We start from the raw sequence: 17,379 nt of genomic DNA on the forward strand, positions 1-17,379 counted from the left end.
CACTGACCGGCACTGACCGGCACTGACCGGCACTGACAGTGCGGACCGGCGCGGACCGGCGCGGCGACCCCGGTCGGCGCTGAGGCCGCCGTCCGTCCGCTACCGGGCCGGGCTGATCCCCGTACGAAACTGACCTCCCCCGCCGCCCGTTCCGGCGCCTGCGCCGATCGGCTGACCGGAGTCGCCCACGCCGTGCCTCGCAACGGCAGTGCCCGGGGCGTGGGCGACAGTGGCCCCATGTCACAAGCCGCCGGCTCCGGACCGCGCCGCCGCACCCTGCTGGCCGCCGCCCTCACCCCACTCGCGGTGGCCGGCTGCTCCACGGACGACCACCTCCGCGGCCCCGCCCCCGGCGCAGAGCCCGTGCCCAATGGCGCCCTGATCATGGTGATCCGGCACGCGGAGAAGCCGTACGCCGGTGACTCGGGCGTGGACGAGGAGGGCGACGACGACCCCGGTTCGCTGGCCAGGCGCGGCTGGCGGCGGGCCGACGAGCTACCGCGGCTCTTCCCGCCCGCCAAAGGCTCCTCCCTGCCCCGCCCCGCCGCCGTCTTCGCGGCCGGCGGCAAGGTCGCGGCCCCCGCCCGGTGCAAGCAGACCGTGGCCGCCCTGGCCAGCGCACTGCGCACCCCCGTCCGCACCGACTTCGCCGTCGGCGCCGAACTCGCCCTCGCCCACGCCGTGCTGGCCGGCCCGATGCCCGTACTCGTCTGCTGGGAGCACACCGGCATCCCCCGCCTGGTCCGTGCCCTCGGCGCCCACCAGGTCCTCGGCGTCCCCGCGATCTGGCCCGACCGCCACGACCTCGTCTGGCAGTTCACCCGCAGCCGGGGCCGGTGGAGCTTCCGCGAACTGCCGCAGCAGCTGCTGCCGGGCGATGCCTGAGCTTCAGGAACCCAACAGCTGTCCCGTAATCCCCGGCGGGCGCACGACGCCGGCCGGCTACGGCACCTCGCCGCGTTGTCGGAACGCCCGAATACACCCAGTATGGGAGCGCTCCTCCGCCTTGCGATGCCCCGCATCTGACGCCGCGCGCCGACCCACGGGGGATCACGGGACAGCCCTCAGCCGTTGCCCTCCGGGACCGGCCCGAGGGCCCGCGCCAGATAGGCCGCCGTCCGACTGCCCTGGGTGCAGGCCACTGCCGACGGGATGCCCGCGGCAACGATCCGGCCGCCCTCCGTGCCACCGCCCGGTCCCAGGTCGATGACCCAGTCCGCGCCCGCCACCACCGCCATGTCGTGCTCCACGACCACCACCGAGTGCCCGGCGTCCACCAGCCCGTGCAACTGCCGCAGCAGCACCTGTACATCGGCCGGATGCAGCCCGGTCGTCGGCTCGTCCAGCAGGTACAGCGTGTGGTCCCGACGCAGCCTCTGCAGCTCCGTGGCCAGCTTGATCCGCTGCGCCTCACCGCCCGACAGCTCGGTGGCCGGCTGCCCCAGCCGCAGGTAGCCCAGCCCGATGTCCTCCAGCGCGCGCAGGCTGCGCGCCGCCGCCGGCACCTCCGCGAAGAATCCGGCCGCCGATTCCACCGTCAGCGCCAGCACCTCCGCGATGTTCAGCCCCGCGTACCGGACCTCCAGGGTCTCGGCGTTGTACCGGGCGCCCGCACACTCCGGGCACGGGGCGTAGGTACTCGGCAGGAACAGCAGCTCCACCGAGACGAAGCCCTCGCCCTGGCACGTCTCGCACCGGCCGCCCGACACGTTGAACGAGAACCGGCCCGCCTTCCAGCCGCGCGCCTTCGCCTCCGGCGCGGCCGTGAACAGCTTGCGCACCACGTCGAACAGACCCGTGTACGTGGCCAGGTTGGACCTCGGCGTGCGGCCGATCGGCTTCTGGTCGACCTGCACCAGCCGCCGTACGGGGAAGTCCGGCTCCGCGAGCCGCTCTTCGACCTCCCGGGCCAGCGCCTGGCCCACCAGCGTCGACTTCCCCGACCCCGACACCCCGGTCACCGCAGTGAACACGCCCAGCGGGAACTCGGCCGTCACGCCCCGGAGGTTGTGCCGGTCGACCCCGCTGAGCCGCACGTTCCCGGTCGCCTCCCGCACCGGGCGAAGTGCCCCGGCCGGCTCCGGCGCCTCGAACAGGTACCGGCCCGTCGCCGACTCCGCCACACCGGCGAGCGCCTCCGGCGGCCCGCTGTACAGCACCCGCCCGCCGTGCTCCCCGGCCAGCGGCCCCACGTCCACCAGCCAGTCCGCGTGCCGCGCCACATCCAGATCGTGTTCCACGACGAACACCGTGTTCCCTGCCGCCTTCAGCCGGTCCAGTACGCCGAGCAGCGCCTCGGTGTCGGCCGGGTGCAGCCCTGCCGACGGCTCGTCCAGTACGTACACCACGCCGAACAGCCCCGAACGCAGCTGCGTCGCCAGCCGCAGCCGCTGCAGCTCGCCCGCGGACAGGGTGGGCGCGGCGCGGTCCAGGCTCAGATAGCCGAGCCCCAGCTCGACGACGGGCCCGATCCGCGCGCGCAGGTCCTCCGCGAGCACCCGCGCCGCCTCCCCGCCCCCCGACGCGCCGGCCAGTACGCCGTCCAGGTCGGTCAGCGCCAGCGCCGCCAGCTCGGCGATCCCGTACCCGGCGAACGTCACCGCCAGGGCCTCCGGCCGCAGCCGCCGCCCTTCGCACACCGGGCAGGGGGAGTCGGCGAGGAAGCTCTCCGCGCGGGCCCGCAGGGTGGCGCTCTTGCTGTCGGAGAAGGTCCGCATCACATAGCGGTGCGCGCTCATGTACGTGCCCTGGTAAGGCCGCTGGATCCGGTCGGCCTCCCGCACCGGGTGCACGGTCACCACCGGCTGCTCCTCGGTGAACAGGATCCACTCGCGGTCCTTCGCCGGCAGCTCCCGCCACGGCCGGTCCACGTCGTGTCCCAGCGCCTCCAGGATGTCCCGCAGGTTCTTCCCCTGCCAGGCACCCGGCCACGCGGCGATGGCACCCTGACGGATCGACAGTCCGGGATCGGGGACGAGGAGTTCCTCGCTGGTGCGGTGGATCCGGCCGAGCCCGTGGCACGAAGGGCATGCCCCGGCGGCGGTGTTGGGGGAGAAGGCGTCGGAGTCGAGCCGCCCGGCACCCGGCGGGTACGTCCCGGCCCGCGAGTACAGCATTCGCAGGGAGTTGGACAGCAGGGTCACGGTCCCGACCGAGGACCGCGAGCCCGGTGAGGAACGGCGCTGCTCCAGGGAGACGGCGGGCGGCAGCCCCGTGATCGAGTCCACCTTCGGGGCGCCGATCTGGTGGATGAGCCGGCGGGCGTAGGGGGCCACGGACTCGAAGTACCGGCGCTGGGCTTCGGCGTAGATCGTGCCGAAGGCGAGCGAGCTCTTGCCGGAGCCGGAGACCCCGGTGAACACCGTCAGCGCGTCCCGCGGGACGTCCACGTCGACGCCGCGCAGGTTGTGCTCGCGTGCTCCCCGGACGCGTACGCGGGCATCTGGGCTGTCGGCGACACGGCCGTCGGGGTCACGGCCGTCGGGGTCACGGGCGGAAGAGCCAGGATCGGCGGGCTGGTGCATTCGTCCAATTTTAGAGCCCGGGCCGGGCGGTGAGCCCAGCGACCCGGGCCAGCCTGCGATAGGAGTCCAGCAGCGCCGCCCGGTCGTAGGTGGAGGTGGTGACCAGCAGCTCGTCCGCGCCGGTCAGCTCGGCGACCTCGGACAGCTCCGCCGCGACCTGCTCCTCGGTGCCGTGGACGTGCCCGGCCAGGGCGCCCTCGTACAACTCCCGCTCCTTCGGGGTCATGGCCAGCGCCTCGACCTCCTCGGCCGGCCGGAGCGGCGGGAAGCTGCCCCGGGTGCGGGAGTACGCGAGGGACCAGGCCTCAGGGACCAGGACCCGGCGGGCGTCCGCAGGAGTGGCGGCCACCGCCACGGTCCCCGAGACCACCACGTACGGCTCCGCGCCCCACGCGGTGGGCCGGAACTCCTTGCGGTAGGCATCGACGACCTCCACGACCTTGCCGCGGGCCCGCAGGTCCCCCACGACCAGCGGCAGCCCGGCCCGCGCGGCGATCCCGGCTCCCTCTCCGGTGGCCAGTACGAATGCCGGTATCCGCAGCCCCTCGGCGGGGCGGGCGTGTACGTCCGGATGGGACCGCTGGCTGCCGTCGAGCCAGCCCAGCAGCTCGGCCAGCTGCTCCTCGAACCGGTCGGCGTCCCCGATGTCCCGGCCCAGGGCGCGCCGGATGCCGTCGGTGAAGCCGACCGACCGGCCGAGCCCCATGTCGATCCGGCCGGGGAACAGCGCCTCCAGGACCCCGAACTGCTCCGCGACCACGAGCGGCTGGTGGTTGGGCAGCATGACCCCGCCCGTGCCCACTCTGATCCGCCGGGTGGCTCCGGCGACCGCGGCGGCCAGCACGGCCGGCGCGGAGCCCGCGACCCCGGGAACGCTGTGGTGCTCCGACACCCAGAAGCGGTGGTAGCCGAGCTCCTCGGCCGCCCGGGCCAGGTCCACGGTGTCGCGCAGGGCCTCGGGGACCGGGCGTCCCTCACGGATGCGGGACCGGTCGAGGACGGAGAGTTTTCGGATCACACAGGTCTCAACGTCCGGAGGGCGTGAGGATTCCCGGGACGCGCCGCAAGGGCTGTCCGGCAATCCCCGGCGGGCGCGCGACGCCGGCTACGGCACCTCGCCGCGTGCTGGGAGACCGAATGCGCCCGGTATGAGGGCCCCCTCCGCCTTGCGATGCGCCGCATCTGACGCCGTAGGCTGACCCGTCGGGGATTGCGTGACAGCACTTAGGGTTGCGGGATGAGCGGGAACACCCACCGGCCGCTGGCCGTCTTCGACATCGACAACACCCTGGCGGACACGGGCCACCGCCAGCACTTCCTGGAGCGCCGTCCCCGCGACTGGACCGGATTCTTCGGCGCGGCCCCGGCCGATCCGCCGCTCGGGCGCGGGGTGGCGCTGGCGGTGGAGAGCGGGACCGAGTGCGAGGTGGTGTACCTGACCGGCCGCCCCGAGCGCTGCCGGGCGGACACCGAGGAGTGGCTCGCCCGGCACGGCCTGCCCGAGGGCCGGCTGTGGATGCGCGGGAACCAGGACCGGCGGCCGGCCCGGACGACCAAGCTGGAAGTGCTGAAGCGGATCGCCCGGGGCCGGGAGGTGCGCATGCTCGTGGACGACGACGAACTGGTCTGCCAGGCCGCCCGCGCCGCCGGATTCCGGGCCGTCCTCGCCGACTGGGCGGCGGACGCGCCCGAACTCAAGGCGGCCCAGGAGGGTGAAGGCCGGACCTGAGGGGGGCAGGGGGAGGCCCCGGCCAGCCTCGCCCTCAGTCCTCGCCTTCGAGGCGGAAGCCGACCTTCAGCCCCACTTGGTAGTGGGCGATCTCTCCGTTCTCGATGTGCCCGCGCACCTGGACGACCTCGAACCAGTCGAGGTTTCGCACGGTCTGGCCCGCCCGGGCGATCCCGTTGCGGATGGCCTGATCGATGCCCTCGTGGGAGGTGCCGACGATTTCGGTCACCCGGTACGTGTGATTGGACATGGGGGTCTCCCGACGCTGGGTGGCTTTTGCCTCGTTCTACGGTGCCCCAGTAAGTCCGGCTCCGCGAGCTTTGCGTGAACATTCCCGAGCGAAAGGCCCTTGACCCGCCCATTGGTCTATGCCAATTTCAAGCCACCGAGATCCGTCCCCAGAAGGTGGCCCTACGTGAAGATGCGCTTCCTCGCCGTATGCACCGCCCTCGCGGCCGCGACCGCCCTGACGGGCTGCGGCCATTCGGGTGATCCGGCCGGGGGACCGCAGAAGGTGACGCTCTGGCTGATGAAGGGCAGCGCCTCGGAGGACTTCGTCGGCAAGTTCACCGCGTCCTTCGAGAAGGAACACCCGGGTGTCGACCTGGACGTCAGGATCCAGGAATGGACGGGCATCGGCGACAAGGTCAACGCCGTGCTGCGGGGGACGGGCAAGGAGGACGCCGACGTCATCGAGGTCGGCAACACCCAGGTCGCCCAGTACATCGAGACGGGCGGCCTCTGCGAACTCACCCTCGAAGGGCTGCGCGAATGGGGCAGCAAGGACTGGCTCAAGGGCCTCTCCGATCCGGGAAGCGTCAACGGCGCCCAGTACGGCGTCCCGTGGTACGCCGCGAACCGCGTGGTGATCTACAACAAGGACCTCTTCGCGAACGCCGGGCTCAAGACCACGCCCAGGACCCGCGCGGAGTGGATCCAGACCACGCAGAAGCTCGACAAGGCCGAGCAGCAGGGCATCTACCTCGCCGGCCAGAACTGGTACGTCCTCGCCGGCTTCATCTGGGACGAGGGCGGCGAACTCGCCGTCGAGACCAGCGGCCGGTGGGTCGGAAGCCTCGACGACGAGAAGGCTCTGGCCGGCATGGAGTTCTACAAGCAGCTCCAGGCCCTCGGGAACGGCCCCAAGGACGCCGACGAGGAGACACCCCCGCAGTCGGAGGTCTTCGCCCGCGGCCAGGTTGCCCAGATCATCGCCCCGCCGGGCCAGGCCGCCGCGATAGAGGCGGCCAACCCCGCGCTCAAGGGCAAGCTCGGCTACTTCCCGATCCCCGGCAAGACCGCCGACAGAGCGGGCGCCGTGTTCACCGGCGGCTCGGACCTGATCATCCCGGAGAAGACCCGGCAGCGGAAGAACGCCGTGGCCGTGATCACCGCGCTGGTCAGCGAGAAGTGGCAGACGGAACTCGCCCGCACGATGAGTTACGTGCCGAACAAGACCACCCTCGCGCACGTCGTCGAGGGCAACGACGGGGCCGCCAGCATGGCGGTCGGCGCCGCCCAGGGCCGGGCCACGCCGAAGTCCGCCCGCTGGGCCGAGATCGAGGCGAAGAACCCGATCAAACCCTTCATGACGGCCGTCCTCACGGGCCAGGACCCCAAGCAGGCGGCCAGAGCGGCCTCCGACACCATCAGCAAGGTGCTCAGCTCCGACCGCTGACCGGGCCGGTATCAGGGGGTGCCGCGGAGAGCGCCGCCGGAGCAACCGGAGCACCGCCGGAGCAACCGGAGCACCGCCGGAGCGCCGCCGGAGCGCCGCCGGAGCGCCGCCGGAGCGCCGCAGGGAGCGCTGCCGGAAGCACCGCCGAGTTCAGCGTCCGCACATCCGCGGGCCGCTGAGCGGTCATGTCGAATCCAGCCGGTCACGGAAGAAGTAAAGGAGCCAGGTCGCACACCTGCCGGCCTGGCTCTCCGTGCCCGGATCAGGAGCCGCCATGACCATCGCACCCCTGTCCCCGTCCCCCCTTCCCCCGGCCGCCCCAGCCACGACAAGCACCCCCGTCGCCACGCTGGCCCCCGTCGCCACGCCCGCCCTCGCCGCCACGCGCCCCGCCCCCGCCGACGGCCCCCGCTACGCCGTACGCCTCGCCCGCAGCGAGGACGAGGTGCGCGCCGCCCAGCGCCTGCGCCACCTCGTCTTCGCCGGCGAGCTCGGCGCCCGCCTGGACGGGCCCGAGCCCGGACTCGACGTCGACGCCTTCGACGCGTACTGCGACCACCTCCTCGTCATCGACGAGGAGACCGAGCAGGTCGTCGGCACCTACCGGCTGCTGCCCCCGGAGCGTGCCGCCGTCGCCGGACGCCTCTACTCCGAGGGCGAGTTCGACCTTTCCGCCCTCGCGCCCATCCGACCCGACCTCGTCGAGGTGGGCCGCTCCTGCGTCCACCCCGACCACCGAAACGGCGCCGTCATCGCCCTCATCTGGGCCGGCCTGGCCCGCTACATGGACCGCTCGGGGCACAACTGGCTCGCCGGCTGCTGCTCGATACCGCTCGCCGACGGCGGGGTCCTGGCCGCCGCCACCCGCGAGGCTTCCCTGGCCCGCGCCCTCGCCCCCGAGGAGTACCGGGTCACGCCCCACCTCCCCTGGAACCCCGAGGGCATCGCCTTCCCCACCCGCATGGAACTGCCCCCGCTGCTGCGCGGCTACCTGCGCCTGGGCGCCTGGGTCTGCCGGGAGCCCGCCCTCGACGCCGAGTTCGGCTGCGCCGACCTGTACGTCCTGCTCTCCCTGCGCCGCACCAACCCGCGCTACCTCAAGCACTTCCTCTCGCTCGTCCCGGGCGCATGAGTGTCTGGCTGCCCACCTCGCCCTGCACCCCCGAGGCCTGCACCGGCCACGAGGGGAGGACCACGAGCATCCCGCACGCGGTCCTCCGGCTCACCGCCGCCATCGCCCTGATCCTGATCGGAATCCTCGGCGCCCCACCCCTGCGGATACTGCCCGCCCGGCCCCGGCAAGCCGTGGTACGGGCCTGGTCGGCCGCGCTGGTACGGGCCTTCGGCATACGCATCGCGGTGCACGGAAGCCCCGGGCCGGGCGGCGGCCGCCTCGTCGTCGCCAATCACATCTCCTGGCTGGACATCCCGCTCGTCGCCGCAGTCCTGCCCTGCCGGATGCTTGCCAAGAGCGACATCCGGGCCTGGCCGGTCCTCGGCCGCCTCGCGGGACGAGCCGGAACCCTGTTCATCGAACGCGACCGCATCCGGGCCCTGCCCGCCACCGTCGCGAGCGTCACCGAGGCGCTGCTGGCCGGCGACCGGGTCACGGTCTTCCCCGAGGGATCCACCTGGTGCGGGCGCGCCCAGGGCACCTTCCGCAGGGCCGCCTTCCAGTCCGCTCTGGACGCGCGGGTACTCGTACAGCCGATCCGCCTCGCCTACCTGCGGTGCGACGGGGAAACGGCCGGGGAGCCCGCGTTCGTCGGGGACGACCCGCTGACGGCCTCGCTCTGGCGGATCGCCCGGGCCCGCGGGATCCGGGCCGAGGTCACGCTGCTGCCGCGGATCCCGCCGGGCCGTTCCACGGACCGGCGGGACCTCGCGGCCGCCGCTCAGACGGCGATCGCCACCGCCTCACACCCGGTGCCGCTCCCGGGCATCCCCGCTCAGCCCGCCAAACCGTCGGCGACCGACAAGGACAGCGCGAAACGGCCCGCCGCGTCCGTCCACCACTGGGTCAACTCAAGCCCCGCCGCCGCCAGTTCCTTCCGTACCCCCTCCTGACGGAATTTGGCGGACACCTCCGTCAGGATCTCCTCACCCGCCGCGAACGGCACCACCAGATCCAGCGCCCGGATCTTCACCAGCACCTCCGACCGGGCCCGCAGCCGCATCTCGATCCACTCCTGCTCCCGGTTCCACACCGCCACGTGCTCGAAGTCCGCGGTGTGGAAGTCAGCACCCAACTCCCTGTCGATGACGGCCAGTACGTTCTTGTTGAACTCGGCCGTCACCCCCTGGGCGTCGTCGTACGCCGCCACCAGTACGGCCTCGTCCTTGACCAGGTCCGTGCCGATCAGCAGCGTGTCCCCGGGCGAGAGCATCGCCCGTACGGACGCGAGGAACACCGCCCGCTCCGGCGGCAGCAGATTCCCGATCGTGCCGCCCAGGAACACCACGAGCCGGGGTCCGGGGGACTCCGGCAGCTGCAGCGCCGCCGTGAAATCGGCCAGCAGCGCGTGCACCCGCAGCCCCGGATGCGCCGACAGGAGCGTCTCGGCCGCACCGGCCAGGGCGCTCTCGCTGACGTCCACCGGGATGTAGGTGTCAAGCGCGGGCATCGCCTCGATCAGGTGCCGGGTCTTCTCCGAGGAACCGGAGCCCAGTTCGACCAGGGTCCTGGCCCCGCTCACCGAGGCGATCTCCTGCGCCCGCTCCAGCAGGATCTCCCGCTCCGCGCGGGTGGGGTAGTACTCGGGCAACCGGGTGATCTCCTCGAAGAGTTCACTGCCGCGCGCGTCGTAGAACCACTTCGGCGGCAGCACCTTGGGGTTCTGGGTCAGGCCGTGCAGCACATCCGCGCGCAGCGCGGCCTCCGCGGCGTGCTCGTCGAGGGTCCGGGTCATCTGGAAGTGGTTCACGAGCGCTCCTTCTCCCTCATCGGGGTCTCCTTGAGCGGGGTCAGCTCGACCCGGGTACGGGTGGCGGTCAGCAGGGTCCCGTCGGGTACTTCGCACCAGCGGGAGTCGTCGTCGTACGGCTCGGACGCCACCACCATGCGCTGCGTCGGCACGTCGGGCAGATACCAGAGCGAATCGCCCCACGCCGTCGCGGCGATGGCGGCGCCGTCCGTCAGCAGCAGGTTCAGCCGGGAGCCGGGCGCGGCCGCGGCCAGCTCCCGGACCGGCCCGGACAGCGCCGCGCCCAGGTCCTCCCCGGCCCGCAGCCGGTTCAGGACCAGCGCCCAGACCAGTGCCGAGTCCGTGCGGGCCTCCAGCCGGAGCAACTCCTCGGGGGGCAGGCCGAGCGCGAGCGGAGCCACCGAGTCCGGCCAGTCCCGTATCACGCCGTTGTGGCTGAACAGCCACGGCCCGTCCGTGAACGGCGCCGCGGCGGCCTCCCCGTCGGCCCCGGGCCGCGTGGAGTCCCGTACGGCGGCCAGCGCGGCCCCGCTGCGTACTACGCGGGCCAGGTCGGCGAAGGTCAGATCGCCCCAGATCGGGCCGGCCCTGCGGTAGCGGGCGGGGACCGGGTCCTCGTCGGCGTACCAGCCGACGCCGAACCCGTCGGCGTTGACCGTGCCGCTGCGCTGGCGGCGCGGCTCCCAGGACTGGTGGACCAGCGAGTGCTCCGGCTCGATCAGCAGCCGTCCGAGCGTCACGACCGGCCCCAGATAAGCGAGATGACGGCACATCAGACATCGCTCGCGGTGCGGAAGCCGGAGAATATCTGCCGCCGCACCGGAAGGTCCCAGTTGCGGAAGGTGCCCCGGCAGGCCACCGGGTCCACCGCGAACGAACCGCCTCGCAGCACCTTGTGCTCCGGCCCGAAGAACACCTCCGAGTACTCGCGGTACGGGAAGGCCCGGAACCCCGGGTACGGCAGGAAGTCGGAGGCCGTCCACTCCCACACGTCGCCGATCAGCTGGCGCACCCCCAGCGGGGAGGCCCCGGCGGGGTAGCTGCCTGCCCGGGCCGGACGCAGATGGCGCTGGCCCAGATTGGCGTGCGCGGGGGTGGGGTCGGCGTCGCCCCACGGGTAGCGGGTCGAGCGGCCGCTCGCCGGATCGTGCCGGGCCGCCTTCTCCCACTCGGCTTCCGTGGGCAGGCGGCGCCCCGCCCAGCGGGCGTAGGCGTCCGCCTCGTACCAGCTGACGTGCAGCACAGGCTCCTCACCCGGCACCGGCTCGGTCACCCCGAAGCGGCGGCGCAGCCACTGGCCGCCCTCCCGGTGCCAGAACAATGGTGCCCCGATGCCGTGTTCGCGGATCTGCTCCCAGCCCGCCGGCGCCCACCAGCGGGGCTCGCGGTAGCCGCCGTCCGCGATGAACGCCTCGTACGCGGCATTGGTCACCGGCACCGTGTCGATCCAGAACGGCGCGGTGTCCCGGGTGTGCGCGGGCCGCTCGTTGTCCAGCGACCACGGCTCGGCCGAGGTGCCCATCGTGAACGGACCGCCGGGGACCAGTACTTCAGCCGCGAGTGGCGGGTCGTACGGCGGATCCGGGTCCGGGGCCGTCAGTACGGGGGCGCCCCGCCGGAGCTGATGCGTGATCAGCATGGTCTCGTCGTGCTGCTGTTCGTGCTGGGCGATCATCCCGAAGACGAAGCCGGAGTCCAGCAGCGCCGTACCCTCCAACGGAGTGCGCTCCAGCAGGTCGAAGACCCTGCCGCGCACCTCGGCCGCGTACCGGCGGGCCTCCCCGGGCCCCAGCAGCGGCAGCTTCGGCCGCTCGGAGCGGGGATGCTCGAACGCATCGTAAAGCGAATTGATCTCGGGGCGCATGGACTCCCGCCCCGCGACGTTGCGCAGCAGCCAGAGCTCCTCCTGGTTCCCGATGTGTGCCAGGTCCCAGACCAGCGGGGACATCAGGGGGGAGTGCTGCGCGGTCAGGTCCTCGTCGGTCACGGCGCCGGTGAGCGCGGCCGTACGGGCCCGCGCCGCGGTCAGGGCGGCGGCGGCCCGCTCCCGCAGGCCGGGGTGGGATTCGGTGGTCACGGGCGGACCTCCCTCGCGGTGGGCTGCGGCTGGGGCGTGTCGTCGGCCGGGCAGCGGCCGCGCAGGACGAAGCGCTCGGTGAAGGCGCCGACCGTCTCCCGGACGTGCGCGCTCGCGCCCAGCCGGGGCAGTGCCTCGGAGGCGGCCCGGAAGCAGGCCTTGGCGGCCGCCCGCAGCTCCGGATCGGACAGGCCGCGACGGGCGGCGGCCTTCCAGAGCCGATTGCGGGGCGCGGGCGCGGAGCCGTAGGTGTCGGCGAGTCCCTTAGCCACCCGGTACGCGGTCTCGGCCGCCTCCGGATCGTCGAACAGGGCGTGCACGACGGCCACCGGGACCAGCCAGCCGTCGGCCCCGGGCTGGGCGTCGATCATCCGCAGCTCCATGTGGCCGCGCGGCCGCACCGGCGGGAACAGCGTGGTCAGGTGGTAGTCCAGGTCCTCCGCGGTGGGGGGCCGCAGCCCCGGGTGGCCGCCCGTGCGCAGCCAGTCGCGGAAGGTCATGCCGCGCGGGATCGCCCACGGCTCGCCGTCGTAGGACCGTACGCACATCACCTCGGTGTCCAGCGCCTGCCGGGTCCAGGTGTCGCGCGGCGGACCGTCCAGCGGCGGGGCGAGCGCGCGCCGGCCGTCGTCGATGTCGGCCCAGGTTCCCTGGCGGGCGCAGCGCCAGCCGGAGTACGGGCCCTCGTGCGCGGGGGAGTTGGCGAAGGCGGCCACCAGAACGGCGCCCAGCAGGTGCGCCAGCCGCCAGCGCCGGCCGTGACCGAGCGCGCCGGGCTCCTCGTGCCCGGCGTCCACGCAGACCTGCACGGAGGCGGAGGCGCACATCATGGCGCGCCCGGCCGGGCCGGTGCGGTCGAAGTAGACCTCCATCGCGTCGTAGCGGGGGCTGGCCAGCAGCCGGCGGTACGGGCGGCGGTAGTCGTGGCCGTGGCCGTGCAGGACCAGGCCCTGGGTGAGCAGGGCGGCCCGTACGGCGGTGAGATCGGACTGCAGGCTGTCCACGCAGTCACTGAGGGAGGTGGCGGGGGCCGAGCTGAGCTCCAGCTGGCCGCCGGGTTCCACCGTCACCCGGGAGTGGAGGGGGAGCGTGCGGGCGGCGGTGTGCGCGGCGCGCAGCCGCTCGGGGGACACGGGCCGAACCGGCCGCTCCGCGTCCAGGACCAGCCATTCGAGCTCGGCTCCGAGGAGGCGGGGCGGGCCGGTCTTGAAACAGATGCCGTGGATCAGGTCCTCGGCCTCGGTCTCGGTGATCGAGACTGCGGGTGGGTGGGCGGTGGGGGGAGCGGGTGAGTCCTGTGACATGACCGGTCCTCGTCTCTTCTCGTCGGCCGTGACATCACCCGTGCCTACCCGTCCGGAGAGTACAAATACCTTTGCCGCCGGGGCTGGTGGTGCGGAAGATGGCGGCGTGAGCAGTAGATTGCGCGAGATCGCGCGGGAGAACGCGGACATTCTGGCGGCCGGTGGATACCGGACGCGGTCGGGACGGCAGGTCGCGCTGGCCGCCGCCCTGGCGGAGGCCAAGGCAGGAACCAGGATATATGGACCAAACCGGGTCATTCCAGGCGAGGTGATCGCGGGCGGGGGTGGTGCGACGGCCGTCGAGGTCACCGGGGAGAGCAGCACGGTCGCGGCCCGCAGGCTCGCCCCGGAGGGCCTGGACCCGGTCCCGGAGGGTACCGGCGTGGCAGTGCTGAACTTCGCTTCGGCCCGGAATCCCGGGGGTGGCTACGTCCGCGGGGCCAAGGCCCAGGAGGAGGCCCTGTGCCGCGCCTCGGCCCTGTACGAGACCCTCCTGGAGGCACCGGAGTACTACGAGATCCACCGCGCGGAACGCAGCACCTTCTACACCGACCGGGTGATTCACTCCCCCGGGGTACCCGTCTTCCGCGACGACCGGGGCGTACTGCTGGAGAACCCGTTCCGGGCCGGCTTCCTGACCTCCCCGGCCCCGAACGCGGGCACGATCCTGCGCCAGGAGCCGGAGCGGGCCGCCGAGATCCCCGGGGCGCTGGTGCGGCGGGCGGGGCTCGTCCTGGAGGTGGCCGCGCTGCACGGGTACCGCGGGCTGGTCCTCGGCGCGTGGGGGTGCGGGGTGTTCCGGAACGATCCGGCGGACGTGGCGGAAGCCTTCCGGGGGCTGCTGACGGGACGGTTCGCAGGGGTGTTCGACCGGGTGGTGTTCGGGATCCTGGACCGCGATCCGCGAACGCGGGAAGCCTTCGAACGGGCCTTCGCGGCGTAGGCGGGCTTTCGCGGCGTGAACGGCGGACAGCCGCGGCGTGGAACGACGTAGACGACCGACCAGCACGACCGTGTCAACGCCGGCTCGCGTTCCTTCCGCCGTACAGCGCCACGAGGTGGCGGACCAGGGCGAGGGCGGCGAGGACCGCAACGAGCGCGCACACGCCGTGCCATCCGGCCCGTCCGTAGACGCGCACCCCGCCCCACGAGCCCGCGCTGCCGCCCAGGTAGGCGCAGGTCATGTAGGCGGTGTTGAGCCTGCTGCGGGCGTCGGGACGCAGGGCGTACACCCGGGCGTGATTGGCGACCATGCCCGACTGCATCGCGACGTCGAGCAGCAGCGTGCCGACGACCAGCGCCGCCAGACCTGGCGCGCCGCCCCAGGCACCCGGGGCGAGGACCGCGGCCGAGAGCAGGACGCCGAGGATGCAGACCAGGTTCACCTGATCGGGCCCCCTGCGGTCCACCAGGCGTCCGGCGAACGGTGTGCACACCATGGTGGCCGCGCCGACCAGGGCGAGCATCCCCACGGCGTGGGCGCCCAGGCCGTACGCCGGGCCGGTGAGGAGGAGCGCCAGACAGGTCCACACGGCGGAGAAGCCGCCGAAGACCGTCGCCTGGTAGAAGCAGGAGCGGCGCAGGTCCGGCTCGGCGCGGAACAGGCGCAGCGGCTCGGCCAGCAGCGACGGATACGCCTGGCGCGAGGGCGGAGTGGTGACCGGCAGGACGCGGGCCAGTACGGTCGCGAGGAACAGGACCACGAGGGCGGCCACCAGGTAGGGGGCGCGCCAGCCCAGCCACTCGCCGAGGGTCCCGCTGAAGGTGCGGGCCAGCAGCATGCCGCCGATGGACCCGCTCAGCAGGGTGCCCACCACCTCCCCGCGGCGTTCGGGGGCCACCAGTCCGGCCGCCATCGGACCTATGACCTGGGCGGCCACCGTGGTGACCCCCACCACCGCGCCGGCGGCGAGGAGGGGCGGCAGGGCCGGCGCGCAGCCCGCGGCCAGCAGACCGGCGCCGGTGAGGGCGAGCAGGGTGACGAGGAACGGGCGGTACGGCAGCCGGTCACCGAGCGGCACCAGCAGGAAGATCCCGGCCGTGTAGCCCACCTGGATCGCGGTGACCACCAGGCCGGCGGAATCGGGCGACGCGCCCAGTCCGGCGACGACCAGCGGGCTGATCGCCTGCGGGAAGTAGATGTTGCCCACGCCGACGGCGCCGGTCAGGGCGAGGACCAGGAGCATGCGGCGACTCATCCCGGGGGCGGCGGACGCCTGCCGTGCGTGTGTCGGCTGTGTCATGCCGGGAAGTTCACGGCACCCGGGTTCCGCCGCCAATCGATGTAGCGTGGAGCTTAATGATCAGCTTCGAGCTCGGTGTCGAGGACCTCGCGGACACGCGGTTCGCCCTGTCGCCCCTGCACGAGACGGTGCTCAGCCTGCGGGTGCTGCGCGAGCCGGGGCTGTCCGCGCTGCACCTCCCGTGGCGCAGATCCGTTCTCGGCGCACTCGGCGCGCTCGACACCGGCCTGCTCATGTCCCTGGTCGCGGCGCGGCGCACCCTTCCCGACTTCCTGACCCCGCGGCCCGCGAGTTTCGCCCCGGCCTTCGAAGAGGAACTGGCCGTCGCCCGCCGGACCTCCCCTGAGCTGGTCCGCCGCGACCTGCTCGCCACACACGCCCCGGACCCGCTTCCCGAAGCCCTGTGCGATGCCACCGCCGTCGACGACTCGGCCGTCGTCGGACTCCGCGACGACATCTGCGACCTCCTGCGGCGGTACTGGAAGGCCGCCGTCGAGCCGATGTGGCCGCAGATGCGCCTCGTGCTGGAAGCCGACATGACGCACCGCGCGCGGCAACTGGCCGTGGGCGGCGCCCGCCAGCTATTCGCCGACATGCACCCGAATCTGCGCTGGCACAACGGCGTGCTGCACATCGCCGACATGATCGGCGGCCACCACGTCGCAGCGTCCGGCCGGGGCCTGCTCCTCGTACCGTCCGTGTTCGCCCACAAGCCCGCGCCGCCGCTCAGCCCGGACGAACCGCCGATGCTGGCGTACCCCTGCCGCGGCGTGGCGACGCTCTGGGGCCCGGCGCCCGTCGCCGACGCGGCGGCGCTCGTGTCCCTGCTCGGTGCGCCCAGAGCGAGGCTGCTCGGTCTGCTCGACGAGCCGTTGCCCACGGTCGAGATCGCCCGCCGCCTCCGGGTCACCCCGAGCGCCGTCTCCCAGCACCTGCGCGTCCTGTACGCCACGGGCCTCGCGACCCGGGCGCGCGCCGGACGTCAGGTCCTGTACCGCCGCAGCGCCCTCGGCGACGAACTGACCGGCTACCGCCAGCCGTAACGCTCGCGCAGCCGGTCGACCACCAGCTCGAAGCGACCCCGGTCCAGCGCGCAGGCCTCGCGCCGCATCCCCGACTCGTGCACGCGCAGCACCCGGTCGACATCCACCCAGGACTCCCGCCCGGCGCTGTCCCACGGTCCCGTGCCGATCGGTACCCACTCCCGGTCGTGGTCGTGCCGCTTGCTGGACAGCTGTACGGCGAGCAGCGTCCGCCCGCCCGCCTCCCGGGCCACGACCAGCACCGGGCGGTCCTTGCCACGGCCGTCGTTCTCCTCGAAGGGGACCCACGTCCAGACGATCTCGCCGGGGTCCGGGTCGCCGTCGGGGTCCGGGGCGTACGACGTCTGCACCGGCCCGATGGCCTGCGGATCGGCCTCGGTGGTGGCGGTGGCGCCGTCACGGCCGGGCTGGTCGACGCGGCCGTTGTCGGCACGGCCGCTGTCGATACGAGCATTGTCGGCACGACCGTTGCCGATACGAGCGTTGCCGGAGTTGCTGTGATGCGAAAGTGCCGTCATCCGGGTGAGGGTAGCGGGTCGGGGGCTTCGGGAGCCGGGACGTCTGGGCGGTGTCAGGGGCGTGGGGGCGGGGGGCGTTGGGTGGCGGGGGGCGGGGGCTTCGGGGGCGTGGGGCGGTGGCTTCGGGCGGCGAGAGCCACTCACTCGGCGTCGGGGAAGTGGGGCGGGGGCTTCGGGCGGCGGGACCACAGCGGGGCGGGGGCAGGGAAGTGGGGCGGGGGCTTCGGGTTGTCGGGAGCCGCTTACTCCGGATCAGGGTGGGGCTGGGGGTTTCCCGTCCGTCCCATCGTCTTCCGGGCCGGGCCGGTCCCTCAAGGGCGCTCCCTTCGGTCGCGTCGC

16 protein-coding genes are annotated in these 17,379 nt (G+C 73.3%); 7 read left to right on the plus strand and 9 right to left on the minus strand.

Annotation, left to right across the window (positions count from 1 at the left end):
* The first annotated feature begins 237 nt into the window (after nt 1-237).
* Entirely contained in the window at nt 238-885 is a 648-nt protein-coding gene (locus AB0D48_RS34400; protein WP_362406238.1) for a hypothetical protein, read from the plus strand.
* Between the two features lie 179 nt (nt 886-1,064).
* On the opposite strand, the gene AB0D48_RS34405 is transcribed toward AB0D48_RS34400, so the two are convergent.
* Together AB0D48_RS34405 and AB0D48_RS34410 are read right to left on the minus strand one after the other, a co-directional pair.
* Entirely contained in the window at nt 1,065-3,524 is a 2,460-nt protein-coding gene (locus AB0D48_RS34405; protein WP_362406241.1) for an excinuclease ABC subunit UvrA, read from the minus strand.
* A gap of 10 nt (nt 3,525-3,534) precedes the next feature.
* Nucleotides 3,535-4,542, minus strand: a complete 1,008-nt coding sequence (locus AB0D48_RS34410) for an LLM class flavin-dependent oxidoreductase (protein WP_362406244.1) — start codon at nt 4,540-4,542, stop codon at nt 3,535-3,537.
* A gap of 219 nt (nt 4,543-4,761) precedes the next feature.
* On the opposite strand from AB0D48_RS34410, the gene AB0D48_RS34415 reads away from it, so the two are divergent.
* On the plus strand, nt 4,762-5,253 hold the full coding sequence (locus AB0D48_RS34415) for a hypothetical protein (protein WP_362406247.1): 492 nt from the start codon (nt 4,762-4,764) through the stop codon (nt 5,251-5,253).
* A 34-nt stretch (nt 5,254-5,287) separates the two neighbouring features.
* Here the strand turns inward: AB0D48_RS34415 and AB0D48_RS34420 are convergent, their stop codons facing one another.
* Nucleotides 5,288-5,503 carry a dodecin gene (locus AB0D48_RS34420; RefSeq protein WP_030663252.1) on the minus strand — a complete coding sequence of 72 codons (216 nt, stop codon included), beginning with the start codon at nt 5,501-5,503 and terminating at the stop codon, nt 5,288-5,290.
* A 171-nt stretch (nt 5,504-5,674) separates the two neighbouring features.
* Between AB0D48_RS34420 and AB0D48_RS34425 the strand changes: the two genes are divergently transcribed.
* The 3 genes from AB0D48_RS34425 to AB0D48_RS34435 all read left to right on the plus strand — a co-directional run bounded on the left by AB0D48_RS34425 (nt 5,675) and on the right by AB0D48_RS34435 (nt 8,998).
* Nucleotides 5,675-6,931, plus strand: coding sequence for an extracellular solute-binding protein (locus AB0D48_RS34425; protein WP_362406279.1), 1,257 nt, complete (start codon nt 5,675-5,677; stop codon nt 6,929-6,931).
* Nucleotides 6,932-7,205: 274 nt separating this feature from the next.
* Entirely contained in the window at nt 7,206-8,063 is an 858-nt protein-coding gene (locus AB0D48_RS34430; protein WP_362406250.1) for a GNAT family N-acyltransferase, read from the plus strand.
* Nucleotides 8,060-8,998, plus strand: coding sequence for a 1-acyl-sn-glycerol-3-phosphate acyltransferase (locus tag AB0D48_RS34435; protein ID WP_362406253.1), 939 nt, complete (start codon nt 8,060-8,062; stop codon nt 8,996-8,998). Before AB0D48_RS34430 ends, AB0D48_RS34435 begins: the two co-directional genes overlap by 4 nt.
* Here AB0D48_RS34435 and egtD read toward each other — a convergent pair.
* From egtD to egtA, 4 genes are read right to left on the minus strand one after another with little or no spacing between them, the layout of a single operon-like run.
* Entirely contained in the window at nt 8,881-9,855 is a 975-nt protein-coding gene (gene egtD, locus AB0D48_RS34440; RefSeq protein WP_362406256.1) for an L-histidine N(alpha)-methyltransferase, read from the minus strand. The genes AB0D48_RS34435 and egtD overlap by 118 nt on opposite strands.
* Complete coding sequence (gene egtC, locus AB0D48_RS34445; protein ID WP_362406259.1) at nt 9,852-10,628, minus strand: ergothioneine biosynthesis protein EgtC; 777 nt, start codon at nt 10,626-10,628, stop codon at nt 9,852-9,854. Before egtC ends, egtD begins: the two co-directional genes overlap by 4 nt.
* A complete protein-coding gene (egtB, locus tag AB0D48_RS34450) occupies nt 10,628-11,932 on the minus strand; it encodes an ergothioneine biosynthesis protein EgtB (protein WP_362406262.1) in 1,305 nt (434 codons plus the stop codon). The genes egtC and egtB overlap by 1 nt, the downstream gene beginning before the upstream one ends.
* Nucleotides 11,929-13,236, minus strand: coding sequence for an ergothioneine biosynthesis glutamate--cysteine ligase EgtA (gene egtA, locus AB0D48_RS34455; RefSeq protein WP_362406265.1), 1,308 nt, complete (start codon nt 13,234-13,236; stop codon nt 11,929-11,931). Before egtA ends, egtB begins: the two co-directional genes overlap by 4 nt.
* 106 nt (nt 13,237-13,342) lie before the next feature.
* Between egtA and AB0D48_RS34460 the strand changes: the two genes are divergently transcribed.
* Nucleotides 13,343-14,179 carry a TIGR02452 family protein gene (locus AB0D48_RS34460; RefSeq protein WP_362406268.1) on the plus strand — a complete coding sequence of 279 codons (837 nt, stop codon included), beginning with the start codon at nt 13,343-13,345 and terminating at the stop codon, nt 14,177-14,179.
* A 73-nt stretch (nt 14,180-14,252) separates the two neighbouring features.
* Here AB0D48_RS34460 and AB0D48_RS34465 read toward each other — a convergent pair whose 3' ends face one another.
* Nucleotides 14,253-15,434, minus strand: coding sequence for an MFS transporter (locus AB0D48_RS34465; RefSeq protein ID WP_362406282.1), 1,182 nt, complete (start codon nt 15,432-15,434; stop codon nt 14,253-14,255).
* A gap of 101 nt (nt 15,435-15,535) precedes the next feature.
* Between AB0D48_RS34465 and AB0D48_RS34470 the strand changes: the two genes are divergently transcribed.
* Nucleotides 15,536-16,522 (plus strand): helix-turn-helix domain-containing protein, encoded by a 987-nt coding sequence (locus AB0D48_RS34470; RefSeq protein WP_362406270.1) that lies wholly within the window; start codon nt 15,536-15,538, stop codon nt 16,520-16,522.
* Here the strand turns inward: AB0D48_RS34470 and AB0D48_RS34475 are convergent.
* Nucleotides 16,507-16,968, minus strand: coding sequence for a type II toxin-antitoxin system PemK/MazF family toxin (locus AB0D48_RS34475; protein WP_362406285.1), 462 nt, complete (start codon nt 16,966-16,968; stop codon nt 16,507-16,509). The two genes, AB0D48_RS34470 and AB0D48_RS34475, sit on opposite strands and share 16 nt — an antisense overlap.
* Nucleotides 16,969-17,379: the final 411 nt, after the last annotated feature.

Source organism: Streptomyces sp. NPDC048269 (genome assembly GCF_040652395.1).
GTDB lineage: Bacteria > Actinomycetota > Actinomycetes > Streptomycetales > Streptomycetaceae > Streptomyces.

Excerpts from the sequence above, each read along its gene's own strand:
- AB0D48_RS34400 (WP_362406238.1), top strand. The coding sequence starts at position 238 with ATGTCACAAGCCGCCGGCTCCGGACCGCGCCGCCGCACCCTGCTGGCC.
- AB0D48_RS34405 (WP_362406241.1), bottom strand. The coding sequence starts at position 3,524 with ATGCACCAGCCCGCCGATCCTGGCTCTTCCGCCCGTGACCCCGACGGC.
- AB0D48_RS34415 (WP_362406247.1), top strand. The coding sequence starts at position 4,762 with ATGAGCGGGAACACCCACCGGCCGCTGGCCGTCTTCGACATCGACAAC.
- AB0D48_RS34420 (WP_030663252.1), bottom strand. The coding sequence starts at position 5,503 with ATGTCCAATCACACGTACCGGGTGACCGAAATCGTCGGCACCTCCCAC.
- AB0D48_RS34425 (WP_362406279.1), top strand. The coding sequence starts at position 5,675 with ATGCGCTTCCTCGCCGTATGCACCGCCCTCGCGGCCGCGACCGCCCTG.
- AB0D48_RS34430 (WP_362406250.1), top strand. The coding sequence starts at position 7,206 with ATGACCATCGCACCCCTGTCCCCGTCCCCCCTTCCCCCGGCCGCCCCA.
- AB0D48_RS34435 (WP_362406253.1), top strand. The coding sequence starts at position 8,060 with ATGAGTGTCTGGCTGCCCACCTCGCCCTGCACCCCCGAGGCCTGCACC.
- egtC (WP_362406259.1), bottom strand. The coding sequence starts at position 10,628 with ATGTGCCGTCATCTCGCTTATCTGGGGCCGGTCGTGACGCTCGGACGG.
- egtA (WP_362406265.1), bottom strand. The coding sequence starts at position 13,236 with ATGTCACAGGACTCACCCGCTCCCCCCACCGCCCACCCACCCGCAGTC.
- AB0D48_RS34465 (WP_362406282.1), bottom strand. The coding sequence starts at position 15,434 with ATGAGTCGCCGCATGCTCCTGGTCCTCGCCCTGACCGGCGCCGTCGGC.
- AB0D48_RS34470 (WP_362406270.1), top strand. The coding sequence starts at position 15,536 with ATGATCAGCTTCGAGCTCGGTGTCGAGGACCTCGCGGACACGCGGTTC.